This is a genomic window from Acidibrevibacterium fodinaquatile (assembly GCF_003352165.1).
GTDB classification, from domain to species: domain Bacteria; phylum Pseudomonadota; class Alphaproteobacteria; order Acetobacterales; family Acetobacteraceae; genus Acidibrevibacterium; species Acidibrevibacterium fodinaquatile.
Genome location: NZ_CP029176.1, coordinates 2887186 through 2912640, shown reverse-complemented (window position 1 = coordinate 2912640; position 25455 = coordinate 2887186). Strand labels below are relative to the sequence as shown.

At 66.8% G+C, this 25455-nt stretch carries 24 protein-coding genes; 21 read left to right on the top strand and 3 right to left on the bottom strand.

The annotated features are described in order from the left end of the window. The first annotated feature begins 31 nt into the window (after window positions 1-31). From DEF76_RS13835 to DEF76_RS13785, 11 genes are all read left to right on the top strand, one after another. On the top strand, window positions 32-958 hold the full coding sequence (locus DEF76_RS13835; protein WP_114912837.1) for a carbohydrate ABC transporter permease: 927 nt from the start codon (window positions 32-34) through the stop codon (window positions 956-958). Beyond that, window positions 945-1790, top strand: coding sequence for a carbohydrate ABC transporter permease (locus DEF76_RS13830; RefSeq protein WP_114912836.1), 846 nt, complete (start codon window positions 945-947; stop codon window positions 1788-1790). The genes DEF76_RS13835 and DEF76_RS13830 overlap by 14 nt, the downstream gene beginning before the upstream one ends. Next, complete coding sequence (locus DEF76_RS13825) at window positions 1787-2887, top strand: ABC transporter ATP-binding protein (RefSeq protein ID WP_114912835.1); 1101 nt, start codon at window positions 1787-1789, stop codon at window positions 2885-2887. The genes DEF76_RS13830 and DEF76_RS13825 overlap by 4 nt, the downstream gene beginning before the upstream one ends. Further along, a complete protein-coding gene (locus tag DEF76_RS13820; protein WP_114912834.1) occupies window positions 2884-3963 on the top strand; it encodes an ABC transporter ATP-binding protein in 1080 nt (359 codons plus the stop codon). The genes DEF76_RS13825 and DEF76_RS13820 overlap by 4 nt, the downstream gene beginning before the upstream one ends. Then, window positions 3960-5540: an FGGY-family carbohydrate kinase gene (locus tag DEF76_RS13815; protein WP_114912833.1), complete on the top strand. Its 1581-nt coding sequence runs from the start codon at window positions 3960-3962 to the stop codon at window positions 5538-5540. The genes DEF76_RS13820 and DEF76_RS13815 overlap by 4 nt, the downstream gene beginning before the upstream one ends. Further along, window positions 5533-6573: a 2-hydroxyacid dehydrogenase gene (locus tag DEF76_RS13810; RefSeq protein ID WP_114912832.1), complete on the top strand. Its 1041-nt coding sequence runs from the start codon at window positions 5533-5535 to the stop codon at window positions 6571-6573. The genes DEF76_RS13815 and DEF76_RS13810 overlap by 8 nt, the downstream gene beginning before the upstream one ends. A gap of 14 nt (window positions 6574-6587) precedes the next feature. Continuing rightward, window positions 6588-7250: a class II aldolase/adducin family protein gene (locus DEF76_RS13805; RefSeq protein WP_114912831.1), complete on the top strand. Its 663-nt coding sequence runs from the start codon at window positions 6588-6590 to the stop codon at window positions 7248-7250. Further along, window positions 7247-8740 carry a glycerol-3-phosphate dehydrogenase gene (locus DEF76_RS13800; RefSeq protein WP_114912830.1) on the top strand — a complete coding sequence of 498 codons (1494 nt, stop codon included), beginning with the start codon at window positions 7247-7249 and terminating at the stop codon, window positions 8738-8740. The genes DEF76_RS13805 and DEF76_RS13800 overlap by 4 nt, the downstream gene beginning before the upstream one ends. Next, the gene (locus DEF76_RS13795; protein WP_114912829.1) at window positions 8737-9780 is read left to right on the top strand and encodes a class II aldolase/adducin family protein; all 1044 of its coding nucleotides are present in this window, start codon (window positions 8737-8739) and stop codon (window positions 9778-9780) included. The genes DEF76_RS13800 and DEF76_RS13795 overlap by 4 nt, the downstream gene beginning before the upstream one ends. Next, window positions 9777-11048 (top strand): FGGY-family carbohydrate kinase, encoded by a 1272-nt coding sequence (locus DEF76_RS13790; RefSeq protein WP_114912828.1) that lies wholly within the window; start codon window positions 9777-9779, stop codon window positions 11046-11048. The genes DEF76_RS13795 and DEF76_RS13790 overlap by 4 nt, the downstream gene beginning before the upstream one ends. Before the next feature lie 73 nt (window positions 11049-11121). Beyond that, complete coding sequence (locus DEF76_RS13785) at window positions 11122-12360, top strand: methyl-accepting chemotaxis protein (protein WP_114912827.1); 1239 nt, start codon at window positions 11122-11124, stop codon at window positions 12358-12360. Window positions 12361-12372: 12 nt separating this feature from the next. Here the strand turns inward: DEF76_RS13785 and DEF76_RS13780 are convergent, their stop codons facing one another. The 3 genes from DEF76_RS13780 to DEF76_RS13770 all read right to left on the bottom strand — a co-directional run bounded on the left by DEF76_RS13780 (window position 12373) and on the right by DEF76_RS13770 (window position 15120). After that, window positions 12373-13644 (bottom strand): MFS transporter, encoded by a 1272-nt coding sequence (locus tag DEF76_RS13780; RefSeq protein ID WP_114912826.1) that lies wholly within the window; start codon window positions 13642-13644, stop codon window positions 12373-12375. A gap of 110 nt (window positions 13645-13754) precedes the next feature. Next, window positions 13755-14558 (bottom strand): SDR family NAD(P)-dependent oxidoreductase, encoded by an 804-nt coding sequence (locus tag DEF76_RS13775; protein WP_114912825.1) that lies wholly within the window; start codon window positions 14556-14558, stop codon window positions 13755-13757. An 88-nt stretch (window positions 14559-14646) separates the two neighbouring features. Beyond that, on the bottom strand, window positions 14647-15120 hold the full coding sequence (locus DEF76_RS13770; RefSeq protein ID WP_114912824.1) for a nuclear transport factor 2 family protein: 474 nt from the start codon (window positions 15118-15120) through the stop codon (window positions 14647-14649). A 731-nt stretch (window positions 15121-15851) separates the two neighbouring features. Between DEF76_RS13770 and DEF76_RS19475 the strand changes: the two genes are divergently transcribed. From DEF76_RS19475 to leuB, 10 genes are all read left to right on the top strand, one after another. Beyond that, on the top strand, window positions 15852-17318 hold the full coding sequence (locus tag DEF76_RS19475; protein ID WP_162800667.1) for a carboxypeptidase-like regulatory domain-containing protein: 1467 nt from the start codon (window positions 15852-15854) through the stop codon (window positions 17316-17318). A gap of 206 nt (window positions 17319-17524) precedes the next feature. Beyond that, entirely contained in the window at window positions 17525-18445 is a 921-nt protein-coding gene (locus DEF76_RS13760) for an SDR family oxidoreductase (RefSeq protein WP_114912823.1), read from the top strand. Between the two features lie 234 nt (window positions 18446-18679). After that, window positions 18680-20047 carry a signal recognition particle protein gene (gene ffh / locus DEF76_RS13755; protein ID WP_114912822.1) on the top strand — a complete coding sequence of 456 codons (1368 nt, stop codon included), beginning with the start codon at window positions 18680-18682 and terminating at the stop codon, window positions 20045-20047. Between the two features lie 39 nt (window positions 20048-20086). Next, entirely contained in the window at window positions 20087-20422 is a 336-nt protein-coding gene (gene rpsP / locus DEF76_RS13750; RefSeq protein WP_114912821.1) for a 30S ribosomal protein S16, read from the top strand. Window positions 20423-20459: 37 nt separating this feature from the next. Next, the gene (rimM, locus tag DEF76_RS13745) at window positions 20460-20972 is read left to right on the top strand and encodes a ribosome maturation factor RimM (protein ID WP_114912820.1); all 513 of its coding nucleotides are present in this window, start codon (window positions 20460-20462) and stop codon (window positions 20970-20972) included. Continuing rightward, window positions 20969-21706 (top strand): tRNA (guanosine(37)-N1)-methyltransferase TrmD, encoded by a 738-nt coding sequence (gene trmD, locus DEF76_RS13740; protein ID WP_114912819.1) that lies wholly within the window; start codon window positions 20969-20971, stop codon window positions 21704-21706. Before rimM ends, trmD begins: the two co-directional genes overlap by 4 nt. 27 nt (window positions 21707-21733) lie before the next feature. Then, window positions 21734-22147 (top strand): 50S ribosomal protein L19, encoded by a 414-nt coding sequence (rplS, locus tag DEF76_RS13735; protein ID WP_114912818.1) that lies wholly within the window; start codon window positions 21734-21736, stop codon window positions 22145-22147. Window positions 22148-22171: 24 nt separating this feature from the next. Further along, window positions 22172-23578, top strand: a complete 1407-nt coding sequence (gene leuC, locus DEF76_RS13730; RefSeq protein ID WP_114912817.1) for a 3-isopropylmalate dehydratase large subunit — start codon at window positions 22172-22174, stop codon at window positions 23576-23578. Next, window positions 23578-24201: a 3-isopropylmalate dehydratase small subunit gene (leuD, locus tag DEF76_RS13725; protein WP_114912816.1), complete on the top strand. Its 624-nt coding sequence runs from the start codon at window positions 23578-23580 to the stop codon at window positions 24199-24201. The genes leuC and leuD overlap by 1 nt, the downstream gene beginning before the upstream one ends. A gap of 112 nt (window positions 24202-24313) precedes the next feature. Further along, on the top strand, window positions 24314-25426 hold the full coding sequence (gene leuB, locus DEF76_RS13720; protein WP_114912815.1) for a 3-isopropylmalate dehydrogenase: 1113 nt from the start codon (window positions 24314-24316) through the stop codon (window positions 25424-25426). Window positions 25427-25455: the final 29 nt, after the last annotated feature.

Genomic DNA, 25455 nt, shown 5'->3' with positions numbered 1-25455 from the left:
GGAGGCGGCGCGCCGCTTCCCCGCTTTTGTCATGTCAGAGGCATCCCGATCCACCCTTGCTGCGCAAGTCCGCCGGCCGCTCCTGCCGCGCGTGCTGCCTTATGCGTTGAGCCTGCCCGCACTTTTGGTTTGTATCGGCATTCTCGTGCCGTTTTTCACCGCCGCCTATTACAGCTTGCAGCGCTACAATCTCGCCATGCCGGGTGCGCGCGAGTTCGTCTGGTTCGGTCAATATCTCGATATGCTGAGCGATCCCGATTTCTGGGTGACGGTGCGGGTCTCGGCGGTCTACGCGGTGGCGACGGTCGGCCTTGAATTGCTGCTCGGGCTTGGCATCGCGCTGCTGCTTCGCGAGCGCACGCGCTTTAACAATTTCGTCTCGGTAGCCCTTTTGCTGCCGCTGATGACCGCTCCGGCGCTCGCGTCCTTGATGTGGAAGCTGATGACCAACCCCAATTTCGGGGTTCTGAGCTGGCTCGTTGCCAAGGCCGGCGCCCATGATTTTCGCTGGGCCTCGGCGCCTGGCAGCGCGATGTTCACCGTGGTTCTCGTCGATATCTGGGTCTATACGCCGTTTATGATGGTTTTGCTGCTGGCCGGCCTGCGCAGCCTGCCCAAGCAGCCATTCGAAGCGGCGATGCTCGATGGCGTGCCACCGCACTTCGTCTTCTTCCGGATCACGCTGCCGATGCTCGCCCCTTACATCGTCACCGCGACGCTGTTTCGCCTGCTCGATTCAATCCAGCAATTCGATATCGTTTACGCGATGACCCAGGGCGGGCCTGGCGATTCCCTGATGCTGTTTCAGATCCGCGCCTATCTCGATTTCTTCCAATACACCAACGTCGGAACCTCGGCGGCGCTGATGATCGTGCTCTGGGCGGTCACCTACGCCTTGTCCAATGTCTTCATCAAGCAATGGCTCAAGCTTCGGGAGCGCACCCATGGCACTGTCTAGGATCTTGCGCGCCTTCGCGATCACCCTCGTGCTGGTCTTTTTCCTGTTCCCGATCGTCTGGATCCTGTTGATGTCGTTTCAGACCAACGAAGAGATCCTGCATCTGCCGCCGAGCCTCGTGTTTCATCCGACCCTCGCCAATTACGCAGCGCTGATTTCGGGGCATCTGCAAACCGCCGCCGGGCTGCTCGATATCACGTTCCTCCATAATCTCTGGAACTCGGTTCTGCTCTCCAGCGTCTCGGTGCTGCTTGCCTTGTTGCTCGGCGTGCCGGCGGCTTATGCGTTTGCGCGTTTCCGCTTTCGTCTCGGCGAAGATATCGCCTTCACCATGCTCTCGTTCCGCTTCGCGCCGCCGCTTCTGGTGCTGCTGCCGTTGGCACTCTATTTTCAGGATCTCGGCCTCAACGACACCTATCTCGGGCTGATCTGGGTTTATCAGCTGATTTGCCTGCCGCTCATTCTCTGGATCGTGCGCGGCTATTTCGAGGATGCGAGCCCGGATATCGAATATGCCTATCGCGTCGACGGCCATTCCTGGTGGCGGGCTTTCACCCGGATCGCGATCCCGCTCGCCGGGCCCGGGATCGCGGCGGCGGGTTTGCTCGCTTTCATTTTTGCTTGGAACAATTTCGTCTTCGCGCTGATCCTCGCGTCTGCCGACAAGCAGCCGGTGACGGTCGGCGCGCTCGCCTTCGTCACCGCCTCTGGCATCCAATATGGCCAGATCGCGGCGGCGATCGTTCTCTCCATCCTGCCCACCCTGGCGCTCGCGCTCTATGCCCAGCGCTGGCTGGTTGAGGGGCTTTCGCTCGGGGCGGTCAAGGGATGAGCGGTCTTGCGATCAGCGGGGTCGCGGCGCGGTTTGGTCGCAACGACGTCTTGCGCGGGGTTGATCTCGCGGTCGCGCCCGGCGAGACGCTGGTGCTGTTCGGCCCGTCCGGCGCCGGCAAAACCGTGTTGCTCCGCGCCATCGCCGGATTGGAGCCAGGGGCGAGGGGGATCATCCGGATCGACGGGCGCGACGTCTCAGGTCTCGGCCCGGAGGCGCGCAGTCTCGGCATGGCGTTCCAGAATTTCGCGCTTTATCCGCATATGACGGCCTATGAGAACATCGCGAGCCCGCTTCACGCGCGCGGGCTCGCGCCGGCCGAAATCGCGCGCCGCGTCCGCGCCGTCGCCGAGCTTCTGCGCATCGACCACGTGCTCAGCCATCCGCCGCGGGCCCTTTCCAATGGCCAGAAGCAGCGCACCGCGCTCGCCCGCGCCCTCGTCGGCGAGCCGCGCGGATTGCTGCTCGACGACCCGCTGCGCAATGTCGATGCCAAGCTGCGCTATGAGATGCGCCTCGAACTGCCGCGGCTTTTGCGCCAGCGCGCGGCGGCGACGATCTATGTCACCCAGGATTACCGCGAGGCGATGGCGCTTGGCGACCGGGTGGCGGTGCTGCTCGGCGGTGTGATCGCGCAATGCGCGCCGCCGGAGCTGGTCTATGACCAGCCGAGCCATGTCGCGGTGGCGCGGCTATTTGGCGACCCACCGATGAACCTCCTGGCGTGCCGGCCGGAAGCCGATGCCGGCGGGTTGCGCGTCGACATCGCCGGCCTGCGGCTCGTGCTCGATGCCGCGCCGGCGGCGGCGGGAAAGCCGTGCCTCCTCGGCCTGCGCCCGGAAAGTCTCACCCTTGCCCGCGAGGGTACCGGCGCCACCGCCGAGGTGGTCGCCGTGACCCCGCTTCATGAACGCATGGTTGTGCTGCTCCGGGCCGCCGGGGATGAGGAGATCGTCGCGAGTGTCGCCGGCGGGGTGGTGCCGGCGCCGGGCGAGAGCGTGGTCTTTTCCGCCGATGCGGCCATGGCGTCGCTGTTCGATGCCGGTTCGGGCGAGCGCATCCCGCGCCGCCGGGCGGTTGCGGAGAAAGCGGCATGAGCCTGCTGCTTGCCGGCCTCAGCAAGCGTTACGGGCGCGGCGCAAGCGCGGTGGAGGCGGTGCGGGCGCTCGATCTCGCCGTCGCCGAGGGCGAGATCGTCGCCCTGCTCGGCTCCTCGGGCTGCGGCAAGACCTCCTGTTTGCGCATGATCGCTGGTTTCGAGACGGTGACGGAAGGCAGCATCACGCTCGCCGGCCGGCGGATCGAGCGCCTGCCGCCGGCCGCGCGCGGCGTTGCGATGGCGTTCGAGGGCTATGCGCTCTATCCGCCGCTCAGTGTCGCCGAGAATATCGGCTTTGGCCTCGCGCGCCGGCGGAGCCGGGCGGAAGCCGCCCGCATGGTGCGCGAAATCGCCGCTCTGCTCGAAATCGAGGATATTCTCGACCGCCGCCCGGGCGGCCTCTCGGGCGGCCAGCAACAGCGCGCGAGCCTCGCCCGCGCGCTTGCCCGCGATGCCGATCTGCACCTCCTCGATGAGCCGATGGGCCAGCTCGAGCCGCAACTGCGCGCGGTGTTGCGCGGGCGGGTGAAGGCGCTGATCAAACAGCGCGGCTATACCGCGCTGCTGGTCACCCATGATCAGACCGAGGCCAATGCCATGGCCGACCGGATCGCGGTCATGGAAAGCGGCGAATTGCAGCAATATGGCACGCCGGACGCGCTGCGCGAACGGCCGGCCAATCTCTTTGTTGCGACGTTCCTCGGCGAGCCGCCGATGAATGTGCTCGCAGCCGAGCCCGCCGGCGATGGCGTGCGCCTCGGCGGCGCGGCCGGGATCACGATCGCAACGCCGGGGATTGCGCTGCCCGCCGGTGATATCGCCCTCGGCGTGCGGCCGCACCGGCTGCGGCTGGGCGAAGGCGCGCTCCATGGCACCATCGCCTCCAACCAGTGGCTCGGCGATCAGGCGCATGTGGTCATTGATTTCGCCGGCCAGCTGCTCGTCGCCGTCGCCGATCGGCGGGTTCCGGCGCGCATGGGCGAGGCGATCGCCTTCGGCTTCGCGCCGCGCGACGTCCATCTCTTCGATCGCGCGAGTGGGGCGGCGCTCGGCCATGGGCTCGCGGCGCCATGACGGACCATGCCAGCGCCTCGCGCGGGGCGCCGTTGCTCCTCGCCCTCGATTCCGGCACCTCGGTGGTCAAGGCGGTGGCGTTCGACGACAGTGGCGAGCAGATCGCCGCCCGCGCCCGGCCCAACCGCGTGCGCCATCGCGCTGACGGCGGCGTCGAGCAGGACATGGCGCAGAGCTGGACGGATGCGGTCGCGGTGCTGGCCGAGCTGGTCGCCGCCCTGCCGCCCGGCCGCGCGATCGCCGCCCTTGCGGTGACCGGCCAGGGCGATGGCACCTGGCTCGCCGATGCCGATGGCGCGCCGGTCGCGCCGGCCTGGCTCTGGCTCGATGCGCGCGCCGCCTCGCTCGTCGCCGCCTTGCGCGAAACCGAAGGCGCGCGCCGGGCCTTCGCCCATACCGGCAGCGGGCTCAACGCGTGCCAGCAATCGAGCCAGCTCCTTTGGCTCGCCCGCCACCAGCCGGAGATTCTGGCCCGCAGCGCGACCGCTTTTCATTGCAAGGACTGGCTCTATTTCAACCTCACCGGCATGCGCGCCGCCGACCCTTCGGAAGCTTGCTTCACCTTCGGCGACTGGCGCACGCGCGCCTATGCCGAGGCGGTGCTGGAGGCGCTGGCGCTGACCGCATGCCGCCGGCTGCTTCCGCCGATCGTCGACGGCACGCGGCAATGGCATGGGTTGGCGCCGGCGGCGGCACGGGCGATCGGCCTTCCCGCCGGCCTCCCCGTCGTTCTCGGCTATGTCGATGTCGTCTGCACGGCGCTTGGCGGCGGGCTCTATGGCGCGGGCGAGGCCGGCGTTTCGATCCTCGGCAGCACCGGGATGCATCTTCGCCTCGCGATGCGGCCCGCGGACGTCCGGCCGAACCCGGCGATGACCGGCTATTGCATGGTTTTTCCGGTGCCCGGCGCGGTGATGCAGGCCGAGAGCAACATGGCGGCGACCCTCAATATCGACTGGCTGGCGCGGCTGGTGGGCGAGGCCGCGGCCCTCGCCGGGGCGCCGCCGCCCGATCTTCCCGCCCGCCTCGGGGAGGCCGCGGCGGCGGCGCGGCCGGGGGCGATGCTGTTTCACCCCTTCATCTCGACCGCTGGCGAACGCGGCCCGTTCACCGACCCGGCGGCGCGCGCCGCCCTGTTCGGCTTTGACCAGCGCGCCGGGATCGCGGAACTCGCCCGCGCCGTGTTCGAGGGGTTGGGTTTCGCCGCGCGCGATTGTTACGCGGCGATGGGCGATCTGCCGCCCGAGATCCGCATCACCGGCGGGGCCGCGAAATCGCCGCTGATGCGCGCGATCCTCGCCGCCTGCCTTGCCCGCCCGGTGCGGGTGATCGCGCAGCCCGAAGCGGGCGCGGCCGGGGCGGCGATGATCGCGGCGCTCTCGGTTGGCCTCTATTCCAGCCTTGACGCTTGCGCCGCGCGCTGGATCACGCCGCGGCTTGGCCGGAGCGAGCCGGCCGATGGCGAACTCGCTTCGCTCTATGCGCGCCTCTATCCGCTCTATCGGGACGCTTACCGCGCGCTCCAGCCGACCTGGCAGCGTCTCGCCACACTACGAGAAGGGAAAACCGATGCGTGAGATCGCGATCATCGGCGATCATTTCATGCGCCCTGACGCTTTCGCAACGGCACTCCGCGCCGCTTGCGGGGATGACGGACTGACGCTCAGATGTCACACGCTCCCCTGGCCCGATGAGCCGATGGAGCATGGCTATGCGAGCCCAGGGCTGGAAGGGCTGAAAGAATATCAAGGCGACCCCGAGGCGATCATCGCGTTCGTCGGCCAGGCGGAGGTGCTGGTTACCCATCTCGCGCCGGTTTCCGCCGGCATGCTGGCGCGGCTCCCTGATCTTCGCATGATCGCGGTGTCGCGCGGCGGCGCGGTGAATATCGATATGGCGGCGGCGCGCGCGCGCGGCGTGCGGGTGGTCAACACGCCGGGGCGCAATGCCGGCGCCGTCGCGGAGTTCACCATCGGCGCCATCCTCGCCGAAACCCGCCTCATCCGCCAAGGCCATGAGGCGTTGCGCAATGGGGTCTGGCGCGGCGATCTTTACCGGGCCGACCGCACCGGGCGAGAGCTTTCGGAAATGACCGTCGGCGTCGTCGGCTATGGCCGGATCGGCAGCCGCGTCGTCCGGCTGCTCAAGCCGTTCGGTTGCCGGATCCTGGTCGCCGATCCCTATGTCCAACTCGCCGCTGCCGATCATCATGACGGCGTCGAACAGGTCTCGCTCGATAGTCTCCTCCGCCAGTCCGATGTCGTGACCCTGCATGCCCGCGTCACCGCCGAGACCACCGGCTTCATTGGGGCTTCGCAGCTGGCTGCGATGAAGCCCGGCGCCCTCCTGGTGAACACCGCGCGCGGGCCGCTGGTCGATTACGATGCGCTTTATGAGGCCCTGGTCGCGGGCCGGCTCGGCGGCGCGATGCTGGAAACCTTCGCGATCGAACCCGCCCCGCCGGATTGGCCGTTGCTGCGTCTCCCCAACGTCACCCTGACGCCGCATATCGCCGGCGCCTCGGTGAAAACCATCACCATCGCCGCCGACGCCATCGCCGAGGAGGTTCGCCGCTATCTCGCCGGCGAGCCGCCGCTCAATCCCTGCTAGAGGATTTTACCGCCATGACCGAAAACGCTGTTCGCACCGCCATCGTCGCCGCCTGTCGGCAGATGAACGCGCTCGGCATCAACCAGGGCACGTCCGGCAATATCAGTGTCCGCCACGGCGAGACCATGCTGATTTCGCCCTCCGCCGTGCCGTATGAGACGATGCGCCCCGAAGACATCGCGGTGATGCCGCTCGGCGGCGAGTATGGCGCCTGGTCGGGGCCGCTTGCGCCCTCCAGCGAATGGCGCTTTCATCTCGATATCCTGCGCGCGCGCCCCGAGATCGGGGCGGTGGTGCACAGCCATCCAACGTTTTGCACGACGCTCGCCATCACCCGGCGGGAAATCCCTGCCTGCCATTACATGATCGCGGCGTTCGGCGGCACCAATGTGCGCTGCGCCCCCTATGCCACCTTCGGCACCAAGGCGCTCTCCGAACACGCCATGAAAGCGCTCGAAGGCCGGCTCGCTTGTTTGCTCGCCAATCACGGCATGATCGCGCTCGGCGAGAGCTTGGCGAAGGCGATGTGGCGGGCGGTCGAGCTCGAAACCATTGCGCGGCAATATTACCACAGCCTCCTGATCGGCGGGCCGGTGCTGCTTTCTGAGGCCGACATCGCCGAAACCGCAGCGAAGTTCGAAACCTACGGCCTTCGCGAGCAGACGGAACCGGCATGACCGAACCCTTCGATCTCGCGGTGATCGGTGGCGGGATCAACGGCGCCGGCATCGCGCGTGATGCCGCCGGGCGGGGGCTGCGCGTTTTGCTGTGCGAAAAGGGCGATCTCGGCGAGGGAACGTCGTCGCGCTCGGGCAAGCTCATCCATGGCGGGCTGCGCTATCTCGAATATTATGAGTTTCGCCTGGTGCGCGAGGCGCTGATCGAACGCGAGACGCTGCTTTCGCTCGCGCCGCACATCGTCTGGCCGCTGCGTTTCGTGTTGCCGCACGGCGCCGGGCAACGGCCGGCCTGGATGATCCGGCTCGGCCTGTTTCTCTATGACCATCTCGGTGGCCGCAAGCAGCTGCCGGCGACGCGGCGGCTTGATCTTCGCCGCCAGCCGGAAGGCGAGGCGCTGAAGGACGCGTATCGCCTCGCCTTCGAATATTCCGATTGCTGGGTCGATGATTCCCGCCTCGTGCTGCTCAATGCGCTCGATGCCGCGGCGCGTGGGGCGGAAATCCTGACCCGGTGGGAAGCGGTCACGGCGCGGCGCGAGGGGGGGCTCTGGCACCTTGCGCTCGGCGCCCCCGATGGCAGCCGGCGCGAGGTGCGGGCGCGCCTTCTGGTCAACGCCGCCGGCCCCTGGGTCGAACAGGTGCTGCGCGGCGTCGCTGGCGCGAACAGTGCCCGGCGGGTGCGTCTGGTCAAGGGCAGCCATATCGTCGTGCCGAAATTCTGGCGCGGCAAGCATGCCTATCTTCTGCAGAACGACGACAAGCGGGTGATTTTCGTCAACCCCTATGAGCGCGATCTCTGCCTCATCGGCACCACCGATATTCCCAGCGAGGGCGCGCCGGAGACGGTCGCGATCGATGACGATGAACGCAGCTATTTGCTGCGCGTGGTCAACCGTTACATGCGCCGCCAGCTCGCGCCGGGCGACATCCGCCATGCTTTTTCCGGCGTTCGTCCGCTCTATGACGACAATGCCGCCAACCCCTCGGCGGTGACCCGCGATTATGTCTTCGATATCGACCGGAGCGGCAATGACGCGCCGCTGCTTTCGGTGTTCGGCGGCAAGATCACCACCTATCGCAAGCTCGCCGAACATGCGCTGGAACGGCTCGCGCCGTTTGCGCCAAAGATTGGCCCGGCCTGGACGGGGCGCGCGCCGCTCCCAGGCGGGGATATGCCGGGCGCCGATTTTGCCGCCTATCTCGCGACCTTGCGGGCCCGGTTTCCGTTCCTGCCGGAGGGGCTTTCCCATCACTACGCGCGCCTCTACGGCACCCGCGCCGAGACCCTGCTCGCCGGCGCGCGACGTCTCGACGATCTCGGGCGCCCGTTTGCCGCCAATTTTTTCGAGCGTGAGGCGGAATTTCTGGTCGAGCATGAATGGGCGCGCACCGTGGAGGATGTGCTCGAGCGGCGCACCAAGCATCATTTGCACATGACCCCGGCGGAAATCGATGCTTTCGCCGGCTGGATGGCGCAGGCGGCATGACGGCGATCACCGACGACCCGGAATTCCGCGCCCTGTGCGCCTATTCCGCGCGGATCGGCGGCGATCCCGCGGTGATCCAGGGCGCTGGCGGCAATACCTCGCTCAAACGCGATGGCACGCTGTGGGTGAAGGCGTCCGGCACCTGGCTCAGCGAGGCCGAGCGCCGCATGATCATGGTCCCGGTCCGTCTCGACCCGCTCCGCGCCGCCCTCGCCGCCGGCGATCCGCGCGCCGAGACGGCGGCGGATTTCGTCGTCGCCGAGGACAATCCTTCGGGTCTGCGCCCCTCGATCGAGGCGACATTGCACGCGGCGCTGGCGCATCGCGTCGTGGTACATGTCCATTGTGTCGAGACCATCGCCTGGGCGGCGCGGGCGGATGCCGAGGCGGCGCTGGCGCCGCGGCTCGCCGGGCTGAACTGGGCCTTCATCCCCTATATCCGCCCCGGCCCGCCGCTGACGCGCGCGATCGCGGCGCGGCTGGCACCGGGAACCGATGTGCTGATCCTCGGCAATCATGGCCTCGTCGCCGGTGGCGCCGACACCGCGGCGGCGGCGGCACGCATCGCCGAGGTCGCGAGCCGCCTGCGCCGCGCGCCGCGCCCCGCGCCACCCCCGGATCTCGACCACCTCGCCGCTGCGGCTGCCGCCAGCGACTACGTCGCGGCGGCCGACCCGCTGACCCACGCGATCGCGACCGACGCGCGCGCCCTCGCGGTCGCCCGGCTCGGCTCGTTTTATCCCGACCATGTGATTTTTCTTGGCCCCGGCATCGTCGAGATCGCGCCGGGCGGGCGCGCCGCCGAGATCGTGCGCGCATTGCCACGGCCGCCAGTGATGCTGGTCGTGCCCGGCGCTGGGGTGCTTTTGCGACGAGACGCGAGCGCCGGCGCGGCCGCACTCGCCCGCTGCCTCGCCGATGTCACGACCCGGCTTGATCCCGAGGAGCCGCTCGCGCCGCTCGCGGCTGCGGCCGAGCATGAGCTGATGCATTGGGAGGCGGAACAATACCGCAAGGCGCAGCCGGCGCCGCGCGCATGACCGAAGCACTCGGCATCGATCTCGGAACCTCGGGCGTGCGGGCGGCGCTCGTCGATGCGGATGGCAAGACACTGGCGCTCGTGCAGGCTCGGATCGAGCCGGCGCAGCGGCGCGACCCGCAGGCCCTGTTCCGGGCGGTGGGTGAGGCGCTGGCGGGTCTCGGCGATCTCGGCGCGGTTGCCGCCATCGCGGTCGATGGCACGTCGGGCACGCTGCTTGCCATCGATGGCGCGGGCCGGCCGGTGACCCCGCTCAGCCTCTATAACGACCCCGCCGCGCCGGCGCTGGTGCAGCGCATCGCGGCCGCCGCACCGGCCGAGAGCGCCGCCCGTGGCGCGACCTCGCCACTCGCGCGGCTGCTCGCCCTGCAAGCGGCGCCGGGCGCGGCCCGGGTGGTGCATGAGGCGGACTGGATCGCCGGCCGTCTCTGGGGGCAGTTCACGACGAGCGACGAAAACAACGCCCTCAAAACCGGCTATGACGTTCTGGCGCGGGCCTGGCCGAGCTGGATCGAGGGGCTCGGCGTTCGCCCAGAAATGCTGCCGGCGGTCGTGGCGCCGGGGGTCCGGCTCGGCGAAGTCGGGCGCGAGGGGAGGGCGCTCGGTCTGCCGCCTCGCGCCATCGTTGCCGCTGGGACCACCGATGGCTGCGCCGCCTTCCTTGCGACGGGGGCCAACGCGCCCGGCGACGCGGTGACCTCGCTCGGCTCGACGCTCACCCTGAAGCTGCTGTCGCACCAGCCGGTCTTTGCGCCGGACTATGGGATTTATAGCCATCGCCTCGGCGAGACCTGGCTTGCCGGCGGCGCCTCCAATAGCGGCGGCGCGGTGCTCGCGCGGTTTTTCGACGCCGATCGGATCGCGGCACTGTCGGCGACGATCGACCCGGCCGAGGCCAGCGGCCTTGAGTATTACCCGCTGCTTTCGCCGGGCGAACGATTCCCGATCAACGACCCCGCGCTCGCGCCCCGGCTTACGCCCCGCCCAGCGGATGACGCGCGATTTCTCCATGGTCTTCTCGAAGGAATCGCGCGGATCGAGGCGTTGGGCTATCGGCGCCTCGCCGCACTCGGCGCGCCGGCGCCGATCCGCCTTCGCACCGTCGGCGGTGGTGCCAGTAACGCCATTTGGACCGCCATGCGCGCGCGCTTGCTCGGCGTGCCCCTGATGCCGGCGCGCGCGACCGAAGCTGCGGTCGGCACGGCGCTGCTCGCCTTGCGCGGAACATCATCGCGCTCAGGCCATCAGCAGGAGACAAGTTCAGATTAACTTCGGATTAGACTTTGCCCGATATTGTGTCGTGATTCCACGAAACACGTTGCAACAGAGGGGTTGGTTGAAGATGGGGTGGTTGAGCTGGTGGCCCTATGTTCGGCGTGACGCGATGCAAAAACAGCAGGCCAAGGCGGCACGCTTCAAGGAATGGTTCGAATCCGCCATGGTCATGGTGGATAATGTCCCGGATGGCGTGATCTGGAGCGACCCGACGCATGATTTCGCCATCACGTACGCCAATGCCGCCGCCAAGACCTTGCTCGCCGAGGGCGCTGGCGGGGCGCCGCTCCTCACCGCGCAGCGCCTGCCGATGCTGTTTCCGGCCCTCGCTGACCGGCTCGCCGGCGGCGGCTCGGCGCATCTTTCCCTTACCTTCGGCGCGCGCGAGCTGGATTTGCGGGCGATCGCGATCCGCAACGAAGCCGGTGCCCATATCGGCACCATGGCGGTGTTCAACGACATCACCCATAAAAGCGCCCTCGTTCGCGATTTCGAGGAGAAGGTCGCCTCTCTGGTTTCGCGTGTCGCGACCCTTTCCGACTCCCTCAAGGAAATCGCGGCGCGCATGAGCGATTCCGCAGACCGCACACAGCGCCAGGCGGTGGAAGCCTCTCTCGCCGCCGGCGAAGCCAATAGCGGGATCAGCACCGTCAGCGCCGCGGCCGAACAACTTTCCGCCTCCGTCGCCGAAATCAGCGGCCGCATGGCGCGCTCGCTCACCATCAACCGCGCCGCCACCACAACCGCGCAACAAACCGACGGCATCGTCGCCCGCCTCGCCGAAGATGCACGGCGTATCGGCGATGTCGTCAGCATGATCACAGGCATTGCCGGGCAAACCAATCTGCTCGCGCTCAACGCGACGATCGAGGCGGCGCGCGCCGGTGAGGCGGGCAAGGGCTTCGCCGTCGTCGCCGGCGAGGTGAAATCACTCGCGGTGCAGACGACACGGGCGACCGGCGATATCGGCGCCCAGATCGAGCGGGTTCAATCCGCGACCGGCGAAGCGGTCGGCGCGATCGGCGGCATCACCAAGGCGATCGAGGAGGTGAGCGAGATCGCAACCGGCATCGCCGCCGCGGTCGAGCAGCAGGGCGCAGCCGCCAGCGAAATCGCCCGCGCCGCGAACCAGGTCATGACCAGCGCGACGCACATGGCGCAAAACGTCACCGATGTCACCGAAAATACGCAAAACGTCGCGGCCGCCGCATCCGAACTGCTCGCCGTGGCGACCGAGCTGAGCCAGGCCTCGGGCCGCCTGCATGACGATTCGGGGCGGTTCCTCGAAACCATGCGCGCGGCATGACACGCCAGCGGCTCACGCCCGCAGGGATTGGTGCGCGGTTTCGGGGGCGAGAGCGATGAAGGGAAGGCCCGCGAGGTAGATCAGCGACAGCGCCGCGATGGTGATCGGATAGCTGCCGATCAGAACGGTGAGAAAGCCGATCAAGGTCGGCCCGGCGGCGCCGAGCAGACGGCCGAAACTGAACGCGAACCCGGCGCCGGCGCCGCGCAAAGCGCCGGGAAACATCTCCGGCAGCCAAATCGTATAGAGCGCGAAAATGCCGTTGGTGAAAAACCCGAGCACCGGGAGCAACAGCATGAACAGGCGGAGATCGTCGAGCCGCGCGATCGCGCCGTAATAGGACACGATCACGCTCGCCATCGCGCCGAGGAAGAACACCACTGCCGTTCGCCGCCGCCCGCCAAGGAAAGCGGTAATCCAGGGCATGAAAAAACAGCCGGCGAGCGTGCCGAGATTGGTCACCAGGCCACAAATCGCGCCCATCGTCTGGGCATGGGCGTGGCTCGCGCCGCTTGCCACGAGGCGGGTGATCACCACCGTCGGCGCCCAGAAATTCGAAGACCAGAGGCCGAAGATGATGCACGCCATCATCAGCGCCGCGGCCCAAGTGGTGCGCGCCTGCCCGGGCGCGAACAGAGCGCCGAATTTCGCCGCCGCCGCCGCCGCTGTGCGCCGCGGCTCAGGAATAGCGCGGCGGAGATAGAGCGTGAGCAGCGCCGGCAGGATGCCAAGCATGAACATCCCCCGCCAGCCAAGCTTGTTGCCCGCGATGAGGACGACGAAGGCGGCGAGGAAAAGCCCGGTCGGCGTCGCCGTGTGCAGCCAGCCGGCAAGCCGCACGCGCATGGTCTCGGGCACCGATTCATGCAAAAGCGGCGTGCCCGCCGCCCATTCGCCGCCGATCCCGAACCCGGCGAGGAAACGGAAAACCGCGAACATCACGATCCCATCGGCAAGCCCGCAAAGCGCCGTGAACAACGAATAGATCAACACCGTCCAGCACATCACCCGCACCCGCCCGACGCGATCCGCCGCCCACCCCCAAACCATCGAGCACGCCCAGCCGACCATGAAGAGCGAGAACAAAATCCCGCCATAGACGCCGATATTGGCGCGGCTCGCGGCCAGGCCACTCTGTGGCAGGAGATCGGTCAGGGCGGCGACCAGAAGATAGCCGTACATCGAGGAATCGAAACCATCGAGCATCCAGCCGAACCACGTCGCCCAGAACACCCGGCTTGGCGAAACGGCGGCGGCACGGGTGGAACCGAGAACGTTCGACATGCGATGTCCTGAAGGGGTAAGAGGAAAAAATATGAGAAAAACTTCTTTTTCTGAAGAAAAAGAAGCAAAAAGACTTTCTTCCCGTTGGGTGGGTGATACGCTGTCCGCGATCAGGATTGCCAGCGCCGCACGGTGCCCGCGGTGATGCCGCCATCGATCACCAATTCCGCGCCGGTCATGTAGCGCGAGGCATCGGAGGCGAGGAACAGGACACCGGCCGCGACCTCGTCCGCCGTTCCGGCAATGCCGAGCGGCACTTCGCGGGCGAGGAGGTGCGGGTCGATCGGCGCATTGCGTGCCGCCCCCTCGGCGCCGGTCGGAATTTTTTGCCAGATCGGCGTCGCGATGATGCCAGGATGGACGGTATTGACCCGAATGCCGTCTCCCGCGGCCGCGCACTCCAGCGCCACCGCCTTGGCAAACAGCCTGACGCCGCCTTTGCTCGCGCAATAGCCCGCAAGCCCCGCCGAGCCGCGAATGCCGGCGACCGAGGACATGATCACGATCGAGCCGCCACCGGCGCGGCGCATCGCCGGCACGGCATGCTTGACGGCGAGAAAGACGCCGTCGAGGTTGACCGCGTTCTGCCGCCGCCAATCCGCGAGCGTCATCTCGATCGCGGGAACGAGCAGGCCGATCCCGGCATTGGCGACCAAAATATCGAGCCGGCCATGCGCGCGTTCGGTGCTTGCGATGACGTCTGGCCAGCGCGCCTCGTCGGTCACGTCCTGCGCAAGGAAGAGCGCGGTGCCGCCGGCCGCAGTGATCTCGCGCGCGAGCGCCGCGCCCCCCGCGGCGTCGATATCAGTGATCACCAGCTTGGCGCCTTCGCGGGCCAGAAGCCGCGCACAGGCGGCCCCGATCCCCGAGGCACCGCCGGTGACGATCGCAACCTTGCCCTCCACCTGCGCCATGTCCGTTTCCTCGCGGTTTTCTATGGCGACAGCATCGAAGATATCGCCGGCCGGCGCAAGCGCGCCCGCCGTCAGCGCCGGGCGATGATCAGAGCCCGAGAGCGTCGAGGCCTGGGTGATCGGCCGGGCGTGGGCCGGTTCGCGGCCAGAAAAACAGCCGCTCGCCCTCCTTGATCGGCACATCATTGATCGAGGCGTGGCGTTGGGCCATGCGGCCGGCCGCGTCAAACAGCCAGTTCTCGTTGCCGTAGGAGCGAAACCACTGGCCGCTATCGTCATGCCACTCATAGGCGAAGCGGACGGCGATGCGGTTTTCGGTGAAGGCCCAGAGCCCCTTGATCAGGCGATAATCCATCTCGCGCGCCCATTTCCGCGTGAGAAACGCGACGATGGCAACGCGGCCGACGAGGAATTCAGAGCGATTGCGCCAGCGGCTGTCGGGCGTATAGGCGAGCGCGACGCGCGCCGGATCGCACCCGTTCCAGGCGTCTTCGGCGGCGCGCACCTTCTGGATCGCGGTCCCTTCGGTAAATGGCGGCAGCGGTGGGCGTGTCTCGGACATGGGTTCCCTCGATTGCTGAGCTGGTCACGGACAAAGGGATCTGGAGCATAGTGCGAAACGTGCCGTTCTGTCGTGTCGACGGCGCGGCGGGCAAGTCTACCGTCGCGCCTCTTGACCGGGCCGGCGTGGCGTTGTAGAAGTTATGTTATAACATACCGAATAGGCGATGGCCCATGCGCCGCGTTGACAGATTGAGCGTTGACAAAGAGCGAGCCGCGAGGATATGTAGCTTCGGCTACATTTCGGCGCGGGTTGACAACCCGTCGACCGCAATGCGTGGCGCTTGTCGGATCACCTTAACCCGCGAGGGAGTCACATGAAACCGCGATCTCGTCGCCAACCCACGGAGAGCCATAGTCGGCGCTTAGCGCCGGTTTTGTCCTCGCCGTCGGGTTGGCTCATCGCCCGGGATCCGCTTGTCCGCGTTTTGGTGTCAGCCCTGACATACTGACGCCCCGCAGCCGAGCCTCCCGGGTTTGTGCAAACGCATGAACCAGAGGAGGCAGCCATGGTTGCCCTTTCTGACTTTTTGCCCGTTATGGTGAACACGCGACCGCCGCGCGCCTGCCTGTGCGCGGTGACGATCGACCATCCTCCCTCGTTCCCGCCCAGTCGCCGCTGAGGCTCCCGCCGCGCGCGCATCGGCGCGGCGCCATCCCCCCTGACACGACATTCCCTCGGCTTCGGCGTGCGCTGAAGCCGTCCGTTCGACACGACCCGAGGATCAGCCCATGCTGGATCATCGTTTTTGCGCGCGCCAGCGTTTCCGCGGTGGGCGTTTTGACCTCTTGCTCGCGGCGCTCGCCTTCACTGTGCTCGCCGCTCACCCCCTCACCGCTTTGGCAGAGACATCGCCGCTCTCAAACGCGCAAAACAGCGCGCCCGCAATCCGGCTGTCGCCCGATCCGGGTGTTGCGGACGGCAGCGATTCGAGCGGCGATGATGTCGTGCCGCAAGACTTCGCCGGGCGCCGCCCCGACGCGCAAGGGGACATCATCAGCACGCCGATGTCGTATCGCGTCACCGGCGTCGTCACCGATGCCAGTGGCCTGCCGATCACCGGCGCGCGGGTGACGCTCGAGACCCGCGACGGCTGGCATCTGACGCACAGCTTCACCGATGCCACTGGCTATTTTCACTTCGACGCGCTGGCCCAGGGGGATTATCTCGTCGTCGTCGAGAAGGTCGATTACGACACGGAAAATCGCGTCGTCACCGCCCGCGCCGCCGAGGCCCCGGCGGTCGCGATCGCGCTCGTTTATGACCCTGCCGCGACCAAAGGCAAAAACCGCGCGCCGTGGGCGATCAACACCTCCGGGCCGCAATATACCGGCACCGCCGATGTCGAGCCGCTTGGCTCATGGTATTTCGAGCCCTGGGTTTATAATGAGCGCACGCCGTCCCAAGGCACTTCGACCTATTACATGCCAGAGCGCATCGCGCTTGGCCTTGGCCATAATTTCGAGCTCGATTTCTGGCAGACGGTGGCGATCAACAACGCCGGCTATCCCACCGCGCCGCGCGGCCTGCATGCCAGCGACTGGGGGTTCGGCAACGCCCATATCCAGCTCAAATATGAATGGATGGCCGACCAGGACACCTATAATTTTTTCGCCTGGCCGACGATTTCGACCAGCGCCGATCTCTACATTCCGACCGGCAATTTCACCACCGATCTCCGCCCCGATGCCTATAACACCGATCAGTTCAGCAACGGCACGGTGGACGAGGCGATCAATGTTCTGATCCGCAAACGCTTCAAGCCATTCGAGATCTACGCCGAATTCGGCGACATCGTCGCTGACCCGACCCGCGTCGGACCGGGATACGGGTTCGACAATGGCATCGCGCAGGTGCCGATGGGTGTCTATGAGCACATGGTCGACGGGAATATCGTCTGGTTTGGCGCTGCCCTCGAGCATGTCCTCAATTCGGAGTATGGTTTGGGCTATGTGCTCGAACTGACCGGCGCCGAGCAATCCGGCAGCAGCCTGTTTTTTGGCCACGCCAATGCGCCTGGCTATTCCTATCTCTGGGCGGTGCCAGCGATCGAGTTCAATTGGCCAAATACCGGCAATCTGGTGATGACCTGGGGGTTTGGTGTCGGGCTGCCGGTTGCGCAATCGAATTTCCCGCGCACCTACACGCCGTCGGGGACGGTCACGATCTATTGGAATGGCGGCGGCCCGCGCGGCTAATCGGCCGCCGCCCCGGCCGCGCCATCGCCGGATCCCGCGAGTGTCCCGCTTTAGCCCTTCGCAAGCGAATTTCGGAAATGCCAAAGCATGTCAGGGGCAGGGTACTAGCCGGCGCTTGTGGTGTGGTCTAAAGCTGATGCGGTGGTTGCAGCGGCGCGGTCTTCGGCCAAGAGAAGGCGCGAGGGCGCCAGAAACGGGAGGATGGCATGTCGGGAAAGCCTATGCTGGAAGGAAAAGTCGCGGTGGTGAGCGGCGCGGGGGGTGGTATCGGGCGCGAGATCGCGCTCGCCATGGCGCTTGCGGGTGCCAAGGTGGTGATCAATGACATCGGCGCTTCGCTCACCGGCGAGGGGCAATCGGGCACGCCGGCCGAGCAGACCCGCCAGATCATCATCCAGCGCGGCGGCGAGGCGGCGATCAGTACCGAGAGCGTCGCCGAATGGGCCTCGGCCAAGCGGATCGTCGCTGCCGCACTCGATCATTTCGGCCGCATCGACATCGTCGTCAACAATGCCGGCATTCTGCGCGACGTCATCTTTCACAAAATGTCGCCCGAGGATTGGCTCGCGGTGATCAATGTCCATCTCAACGGCAGCTTCTTCCTCTCGCGCGCCGCGGCCGAGCCCTTCCGCGCCCAAGAAAGCGGCGCTTATGTTCACATGACCAGCACCTCCGGCCTGATCGGCAATTTCGGCCAGGCCAATTACGCCGCCGCCAAGCTCGGCATCACCGCGCTTTCGAAATCGATCGCGCTCGACATGAAGCGCTACAATGTGCGCTCGAACTGCATTGCGCCGTTTGCCTGGAGCCGGATGACGAGTTCGATCCCGGCCGAAACGCCTGAGCAGAAGGCGCGGGTCGAGAAGATCAAGCAGATGACGCCGGACAAGAACGCGCCGATGGCGGTGTTTCTTGCATCCGACGCCGCGCGCGAGGTCACCGGCCAGGTTTTCGCCACGCGCCACAACGAAATCTTCCTGATGAGTTCGCCCCGCCCGATCCGTGGCATTCATCGTGGCGAAGGCTGGACACCGGAGCTGATCGCCGAACACGCGCTGCCGGCGCTCAAGGAGGCCTTCATGCCGCTCGACCGCAGCGGCGAAGTGTTTTCCTGGGATCCGGTTTGACCGACAGTCACTAAAGAACTCCCTCCCCGTTCCTCGAAGCGGGCAGTGCCGCAGGCACTGCCCAACGGGACAAAGTTTTTTGGTTCTTTTTTTCAAAAAAGAACCGCTTTTCTTGCCCTTGGCGGCCGGCTTGACAAACCGTCCGCCCTGGGCGCAGAACCGCGCGCCCCGGCATGGGGCATCGCCGCTCCGCGAGGGTTCGCGCAGCGGCGCGTTTTGCGTTGAGGATTGGTGATGTTCGACACGCTTTCCGGCAAGCTGACCGCGGTTTTCGACCGGCTGCGCCAGCGTGGCACGCTGAACGAGGTTGATGTCGGCGAGGCGCTCCGCGAGGTGCGGCTCGCGCTGCTCGAGGCTGACGTCGCGCTGCCGGTGGTCAAGACCTTCATCGCCGGGGTGCGCGATCGCGCCATCGGCGCCGAGGTCATTCGCGCCGTGGCGCCGGGCCAGCAGGTCATCAAAATCGTCAATGACGTTCTCGTCGAGCATCTCGGCGGCGAGGGATCGAGCGCGCTCGATCTCAACCACCCGGCGCCGGTGCCGATTTTGATGGTCGGGCTGCAGGGTTCGGGCAAGACGACCACGTCGGGCAAGCTCGCGCTTCGCCTTGCCAAGCGCGAGCGCAAGCGGGTGCTGCTCGCGAGCCTCGACACCCAGCGCCCGGCGGCGCAGTTGCAGTTGGCCCAGCTCGCCGAGGCCGCCAACGTTCCCTCGCTCCCCATCGTTGCTGGCGAAACCCCGCTCGCGATCGCCGAGCGGGCGCTCGCGGCCGGGCGGCGGGAGGGGTTTGACATCGTCATCCTCGATACCGCCGGGCGGCTCTCGATCGATGCCGAGCTGATGGCGGAGGTGCAGGCGATCCGCGCCGCGACCAGCCCGGCCGAGACCCTCCTCGTCGTCGATGCCATGACCGGGCAGGACGCGGTCAATACCGCGCGCGCCTTCAATGAGGCGCTCGGCATCACCGGTATCGTGCTGACGCGCATGGACGGCGATGCCCGCGGTGGCGCGGCGCTTTCGATGCGGGCCGTCACGGGGGCGCCGATCAAGCTCATCGGCGTCGGCGAAAAGCTGGACGCGCTGGAAGAATTCCATCCCGAACGCGTCGCCTCGCGCATTCTCGGCATGGGCGACGTGGTTGGCCTCGTCGAGCGCGCGTCCGAGACCATCGAGCAGGAAGAGGCGGAAAAACTCGCCGCCAAAATCGCCAAGGGCCGCTTCGATCTCGAGGATTATGCTGCCCAGCTCCGCCAGATCGGGCGCATGGGCTCGCTTTCGGGCATTCTCGGGATGCTGCCGGGGGCGGGGAAACTTCTCGCCCAGGTCGATGAATCGAAGCTCGACAAATCTGTCTTCAAGCGGCAAGCGGCGATCATCTCGTCGATGACCCGCGCCGAGCGGCGCAACCCCGACCTCCTCAAAGCGAGCCGCAAGAAGCGGGTTGCCGCCGGCTCCGGCACCTCGGTGCAGGAGGTCAACCGACTGCTCAAGCAGTATGACGATATGGCCGGCATGATCAAACGCATGAACAAGCTCGGCCAGAAAGGGCTGATGCGGCATGGCCTGAGCGCGCTGCTGCCCGGCCGCCGCGGCCCGTTCTGAGTTATCCCAAATTTTCCCGAATAAGGAGCAACCCCGCACATGAGCCTCAAAATCCGCCTCGCCCGCGCCGGCGCGAAAAAGCGCCCTTATTACCACATCGTGCTCGCCGACAGCCGCAGCCCGCGCGATGGCCGGTTTCTGGAAAAGCTCGGGAGCTACAACCCGATGCTGCCGGCCGACCACGCGGACCGGGTACGCCTCGTCTCCGACCGCATCCAGCATTGGCTGAGCCAGGGTGCGGTCGCGACCGATCGCGTCGCGCGGTTTCTCGGCCATGCCGGGATCGCGCCGATGCCGGCCTGGCGTGAGCAGCCGGTGAAGTCGGCGCCGAAGAAGAAGGCGCAGGAACGCGCCAAGGCCGAAGCCGCGGCGTAACCGCGATCGCGGCTTCGTGACGAAAGGGCGCATCCTCATGGGAATGATCGGGAGGCCGCACGGCGTGCGCGGTCTGGTGCGGGTCGCGAGCTACACCGCCGATCCGGCCGCGCTCACCGAGTACGGCCCGCTCGACGACGAAGCCGGCGGCCGCTATCGGCTTGCCTGGCGCGGGCCGGGGATCGCCGCGGTTGCGCTCTGGCAGGATGGCGCTTGGGTTGAGATCCGCGATCGCGACCACGCTGCCCGCCTGACCAATCGCCGCCTCTATCTCGATCGCGCCGCTTTGCCGCCGCCGGATGCGGATGAGTTCTATCTCGCCGATCTCATCGGGCTGGAAGCGATCTTGCCGGAAGGGGTGCGCGGGCGGGTGCGCGCGGTGCATGATTACGGCGCCGGCGCCAGCCTCGAAATCGAGCGCCCCGAGGGGGCGGCGCTCCTCGTCCCCTTCACCCGCGCCGCCGTGCCTGAGATCGACATCGAGGCCGGGCGCGTCGTCGTCATTCCGCCGCTCGAGCAGGAAGCACCGCCAGAGGAGGCCAGGGCATGACCTGGCGCGCCGATATCCTCACCCTGTTCCCGGAGATGTTTCCCGGGCCGCTCGCGTTTTCGCTCGCCGGGCGGGCCGAGACGCGCGGGCTCTGGCGGCTTGCCGCGCACGATATCCGCGCCTTTGCCGAAGACCGCCATCGCAGCGTCGATGACACGCCGTTTGGCGGCGGCGCCGGCATGGTGCTGCGCGCCGATGTCGTCGATCGCGCGCTTGGCGCTGTCGCCGATGGCCGGCCGATGATCTGCCTCTCGCCGCGCGGCGAGCGGTTTTCGCAGGCGATGGCGCGCGATTTCGCCGCCGGCGACGGGCTGATCCTGCTCGCCGGGCGCTATGAGGGGATCGATCAGCGGGTGATCGAGGCGCGCGACCTGCGCGAGGTCAGCATCGGCGATTACGTGCTCTCCGGCGGCGAAATCGCGGCGCTGGTGGTCCTCGATGCGGTGGTGCGGCTGCTCCCCGGTGTCATGGGGGCGGCGGAAAGTGCTGTGGAGGAGAGTTTCTCCGGCCCGCTGCTCGAATATCCCCATTACACTCGACCCGCCGAATGGCAAGGAAGAGCGGTGCCGGCGACGCTGCTGTCCGGCGATCACGCGGCGATCAACGCCTGGCGCCGCGCCGAGGCCGAGCGGCTGACACGGACCCGCCGCCCCGATCTATGGTCTTTATATCAGCGCCAAGCCGCCGCCGCCGCGCCCGCCCACCCCGTTGCCAGCGCGGATAACGCGCCGTAAGAAACCCGTATCGAGAAGGATTTTTCCATGAACCTCATCCAAAAATTCGAGGCCGAGCAGATCGCCCGCCTCACCGCCGCCCGATCGGTGCCGGAATTCGCCCCGGGCGATACGCTCCGCGTCTCCGTCAAGGTGGTGGAGGGGGAGCGTTCGCGCACCCAGGCGTTCGAGGGGGTATGCATCGCCCGCTCGAACAAGGGCCTCAACAGCAATTTCACCGTGCGCAAGATCAGCTATGGCGAGGGGGTGGAGCGCGTGTTTCCGCTCTATGCGCCGAGCATCGCTGAGATCCATGTCGTGCGGCGCGGCGATGTGCGGCGGGCGAAGCTCTATTATCTCCGCGGCCGCTCGGGCAAGTCGGCGCGCATCGCTGAAAAAGCCCGCGCCGTCACCATCGAGAGCGCTGAGGCGGCGTCAACCCCGCAGGACGCCGCCGAATAATCCGGCAAGTCAAGGAGCCATCGCATGTCCGGACCTCGCACCTTGTTCGACAAAATCTGGGATGCGCATGTGGTCGAGCAGCTTCCCGATGGCACCTGCCTCCTTTATATCGATCGCCATCTCGTCCACGAGGTGACCAGCCCGCAGGCCTTCGAAGGTTTGCGCGCCGCCGGCCGCCCCGTGCGCCGGCCGGATGCGACGATCGCGGTCGCGGACCATAATATCCCGACGTCCGATCGCCGCCGCGGCATCGCCGAACCCGAAAGCCGCCTCCAGGTCGAGACGCTGGAGCGTAACGTCGCCGCCTTCGGCGTGCCCTATTTCCCGGTGCTCGACGAGCGCCAGGGGATCGTCCACATCATCGGGCCCGAGCAGGGGATCAGCCTCCCCGGCATGACCATCGTCTGCGGCGACAGCCACACCTCGACGCATGGCGCTTTGGGGGCGCTCGCTTTCGGGATCGGCACCTCCGAGGTCGAACACGTGCTCGCGACCCAGACCCTGCTGCAAAAGCGGGCGAAGAACATGCGGATCGAAGTCACGGGGCGGACGCCCGCAGGCGTCACGGCGAAAGACATCATCCTCGCGATTATCGGCGAGATCGGCACCGCTGGCGGCACCGGCCACGTGATCGAATTCACCGGGGATGCCATCCGTGCCCTCGATATGGCGGGCCGCATGACGGTCTGCAACATGGCGATCGAGGCCGGTGCGCGCGCCGGCCTGGTCGCCCCGGATGAGACCACCTTCGATTGGATCAAGGGCCGCCCCTACGCCCCCGCCGGCGCCGATTTCGCGGCCGCGGTGAGCTATTGGCGGAGCCTCGCCTCCGATCCGGGCGCGGTTTACGACAAGGTGGTGCGGCTCGACGCCGCCGCCATCGCGCCGATGGTCACCTGGGGCACGAGCCCTGAGCGTGTCGCACCGATCACCGGCGCCGTCCCCGATCCGGAAGCCGAGCCCGATCCCACCAAGCGCGCCGAGATCACCCGCATGCTCGCCTACATGGGCTTGCAGCCGGGGCAGAAACTCGCTGACATCCCGATCGATGTCGTGTTCATCGGGAGTTGCACCAATGGCCGCATCGAGGATATCCGCGCTGCCGCCGCCATCGCCCGCGGCCGCCGCGTGGCGCCCGGCGTGCGGGCGCTGGTCGTCCCTGGCTCGGGGCTCGTCAAGAAACAAGCCGAGGCCGAGGGGCTCGACCGTATCTTGGTCGAGGCCGGGTTCGAATGGCGCGAGCCGGGCTGCTCGATGTGTCTCGGGATGAACGAAGACAAACTCACGCCCGGCCAACGCGCGGCCAGCACGTCGAACCGCAATTTCGAGGGCCGCCAGGGCCCCGGCGGGCGCACCCATCTCATGTCCCCGGCGATGGCGGCGGCGGCGGCGATCGCCGGACGTCTCGCCGATATGCGGGAGTTTCTGTGATGGAAAAATTCACGACGCTGACGGCGATTGCGGCCCCCTTGCCGCTCGCCAATGTCGATACCGACAAGATCATCCCGGCGCGATTTTTGAAAACCATCCGTCGCAGCGGCCTTGGCGTGCATCTCTTCGACACGCTGCGCTTTGACGAGCATGGTGCCGAGCGGCCCGATTTCGTGCTCAATCGCGAACCCTACCGGCGCGCGCAAATCCTCATCGCGCATGAGAATTTCGGCTGCGGCTCATCGCGCGAGCACGCGCCCTGGGCGCTGCTCGATTTCGGCATCCGCGCCGTGATCGCGCCCGATTTCGCCGATATTTTCTACAATAATTGCTTCAAGAACGGCATCCTGCCGATCCGGCTGCCACGCGAGATCTGCGACCGGTTGATGGAGGATGTGCGTCAGGGCGACAATGCCCGCCTTACCATCGATCTCGAGCGGCAAGTGGTGCTGCGCCCGAACGGTGAGGCGATCGCCTTCGAAATCGACCCGTTCCGCAAACATCTGCTCATCAACGGCCTCGACGATATCGATCAGACCATGGCTCATGTCGGCGCGATCGACCGTTTCGAGCGCGATCAAGCTGCGTCGCAACCCTGGCTGCCGAAAATCGTGCCGGCATGAGAAGGGGTTTCCGAGGGACAAATCCGCGGCTAGGGTAGGAAATGGCATGACGAGAGCGTTCTTTTTTGCAAAAAAGAACCAAAAAACTTTTGTCTTTTAAAGGAAATGTTCGATGGGCGCCAACAAAACCCTGCTGATCCTGCCCGGTGACGGCATCGGCCCCGAGGTGATGCATGAGGTTCGGCGGGTCAATGACTGGCTGCGGCGCAAGCGCGCGGTGAATTTCGATATTTTTGAGGATCTCGTTGGCGGCGCCGCGATCGACGCCCGTGGAACGCCGATCGCGCCAGAAACCGTCGCGCGTGCCAAGGAAGTGGACGCGGTGCTGTTCGGCTCGGTCGGCGGGCCGAAATGGGACAAGCTCGGCTTCGACATGCGGCCGGAAATCGCCATCCTCACGCTGCGGCGCGAACTCGGCCTATTCGCCAATTTGCGCCCGGCGGTGGTGTTCGACCCGCTGGTCGAGGCCAGCACCTTAAAGCCGGAGGTGGTGCGCGGGCTCGACCTGATGATCGTGCGCGAGAGCACCGGCGGCATCTATTTCGGCAAGCCGCGCGGCGTCGAGACCCTTCCCAACGGCGAAAAACGCGGTTTCAACACCGAAACCTATGCGACGCACGAGATCGAGCGGGTGGCCCGCGTCGCGTTCGAGCTGGCGCGCACCCGCCAGAAGCGTGTTTGCAGCGTCGAAAAAGCCAATGTCATGGAAAGCGGCCTGCTCTGGCGCGAAACCGTGAGCGCCTTGCATGAGCGTGAATTCGCCGATGTCGAGCTTTCCCATATGTATGCCGATAATTGCGCGATGCAGCTTGTGCGCAACCCGCGCCAGTTTGATGTCATCGTCACCACCAATCTGTTCGGCGATCTGCTCTCTGATCTCGCCTCGATGCTGACCGGAAGCCTCGGCATGCTGCCGTCCGCGACGCTCGGCGGGCTCGATGCGAAGGGCCGCCGCCATGCGCTCTATGAGCCGATCCACGGCAGCGCCCCCGACATCGCCGGCAAGGGCATCGCCAACCCGCTCGCACAGGTGCTGAGCTTCGCGATGATGCTGCGCTATTCCTTCGCGATGGAGGAGGAAGCAAAACTGATCGAGAGCGCTTGCACCCACGTGCTCGCGAGCGGTCTCCGCACCGCCGACATCATGGCCCGCAACTGCGCCAAGGTGAGCACGCAGGTGATGGGCGAGGCGGTGGTGCGCGAATTGGACAAACTCGGGGGGTAATCGCGAGACACCCCGGATTGTCTTACCGG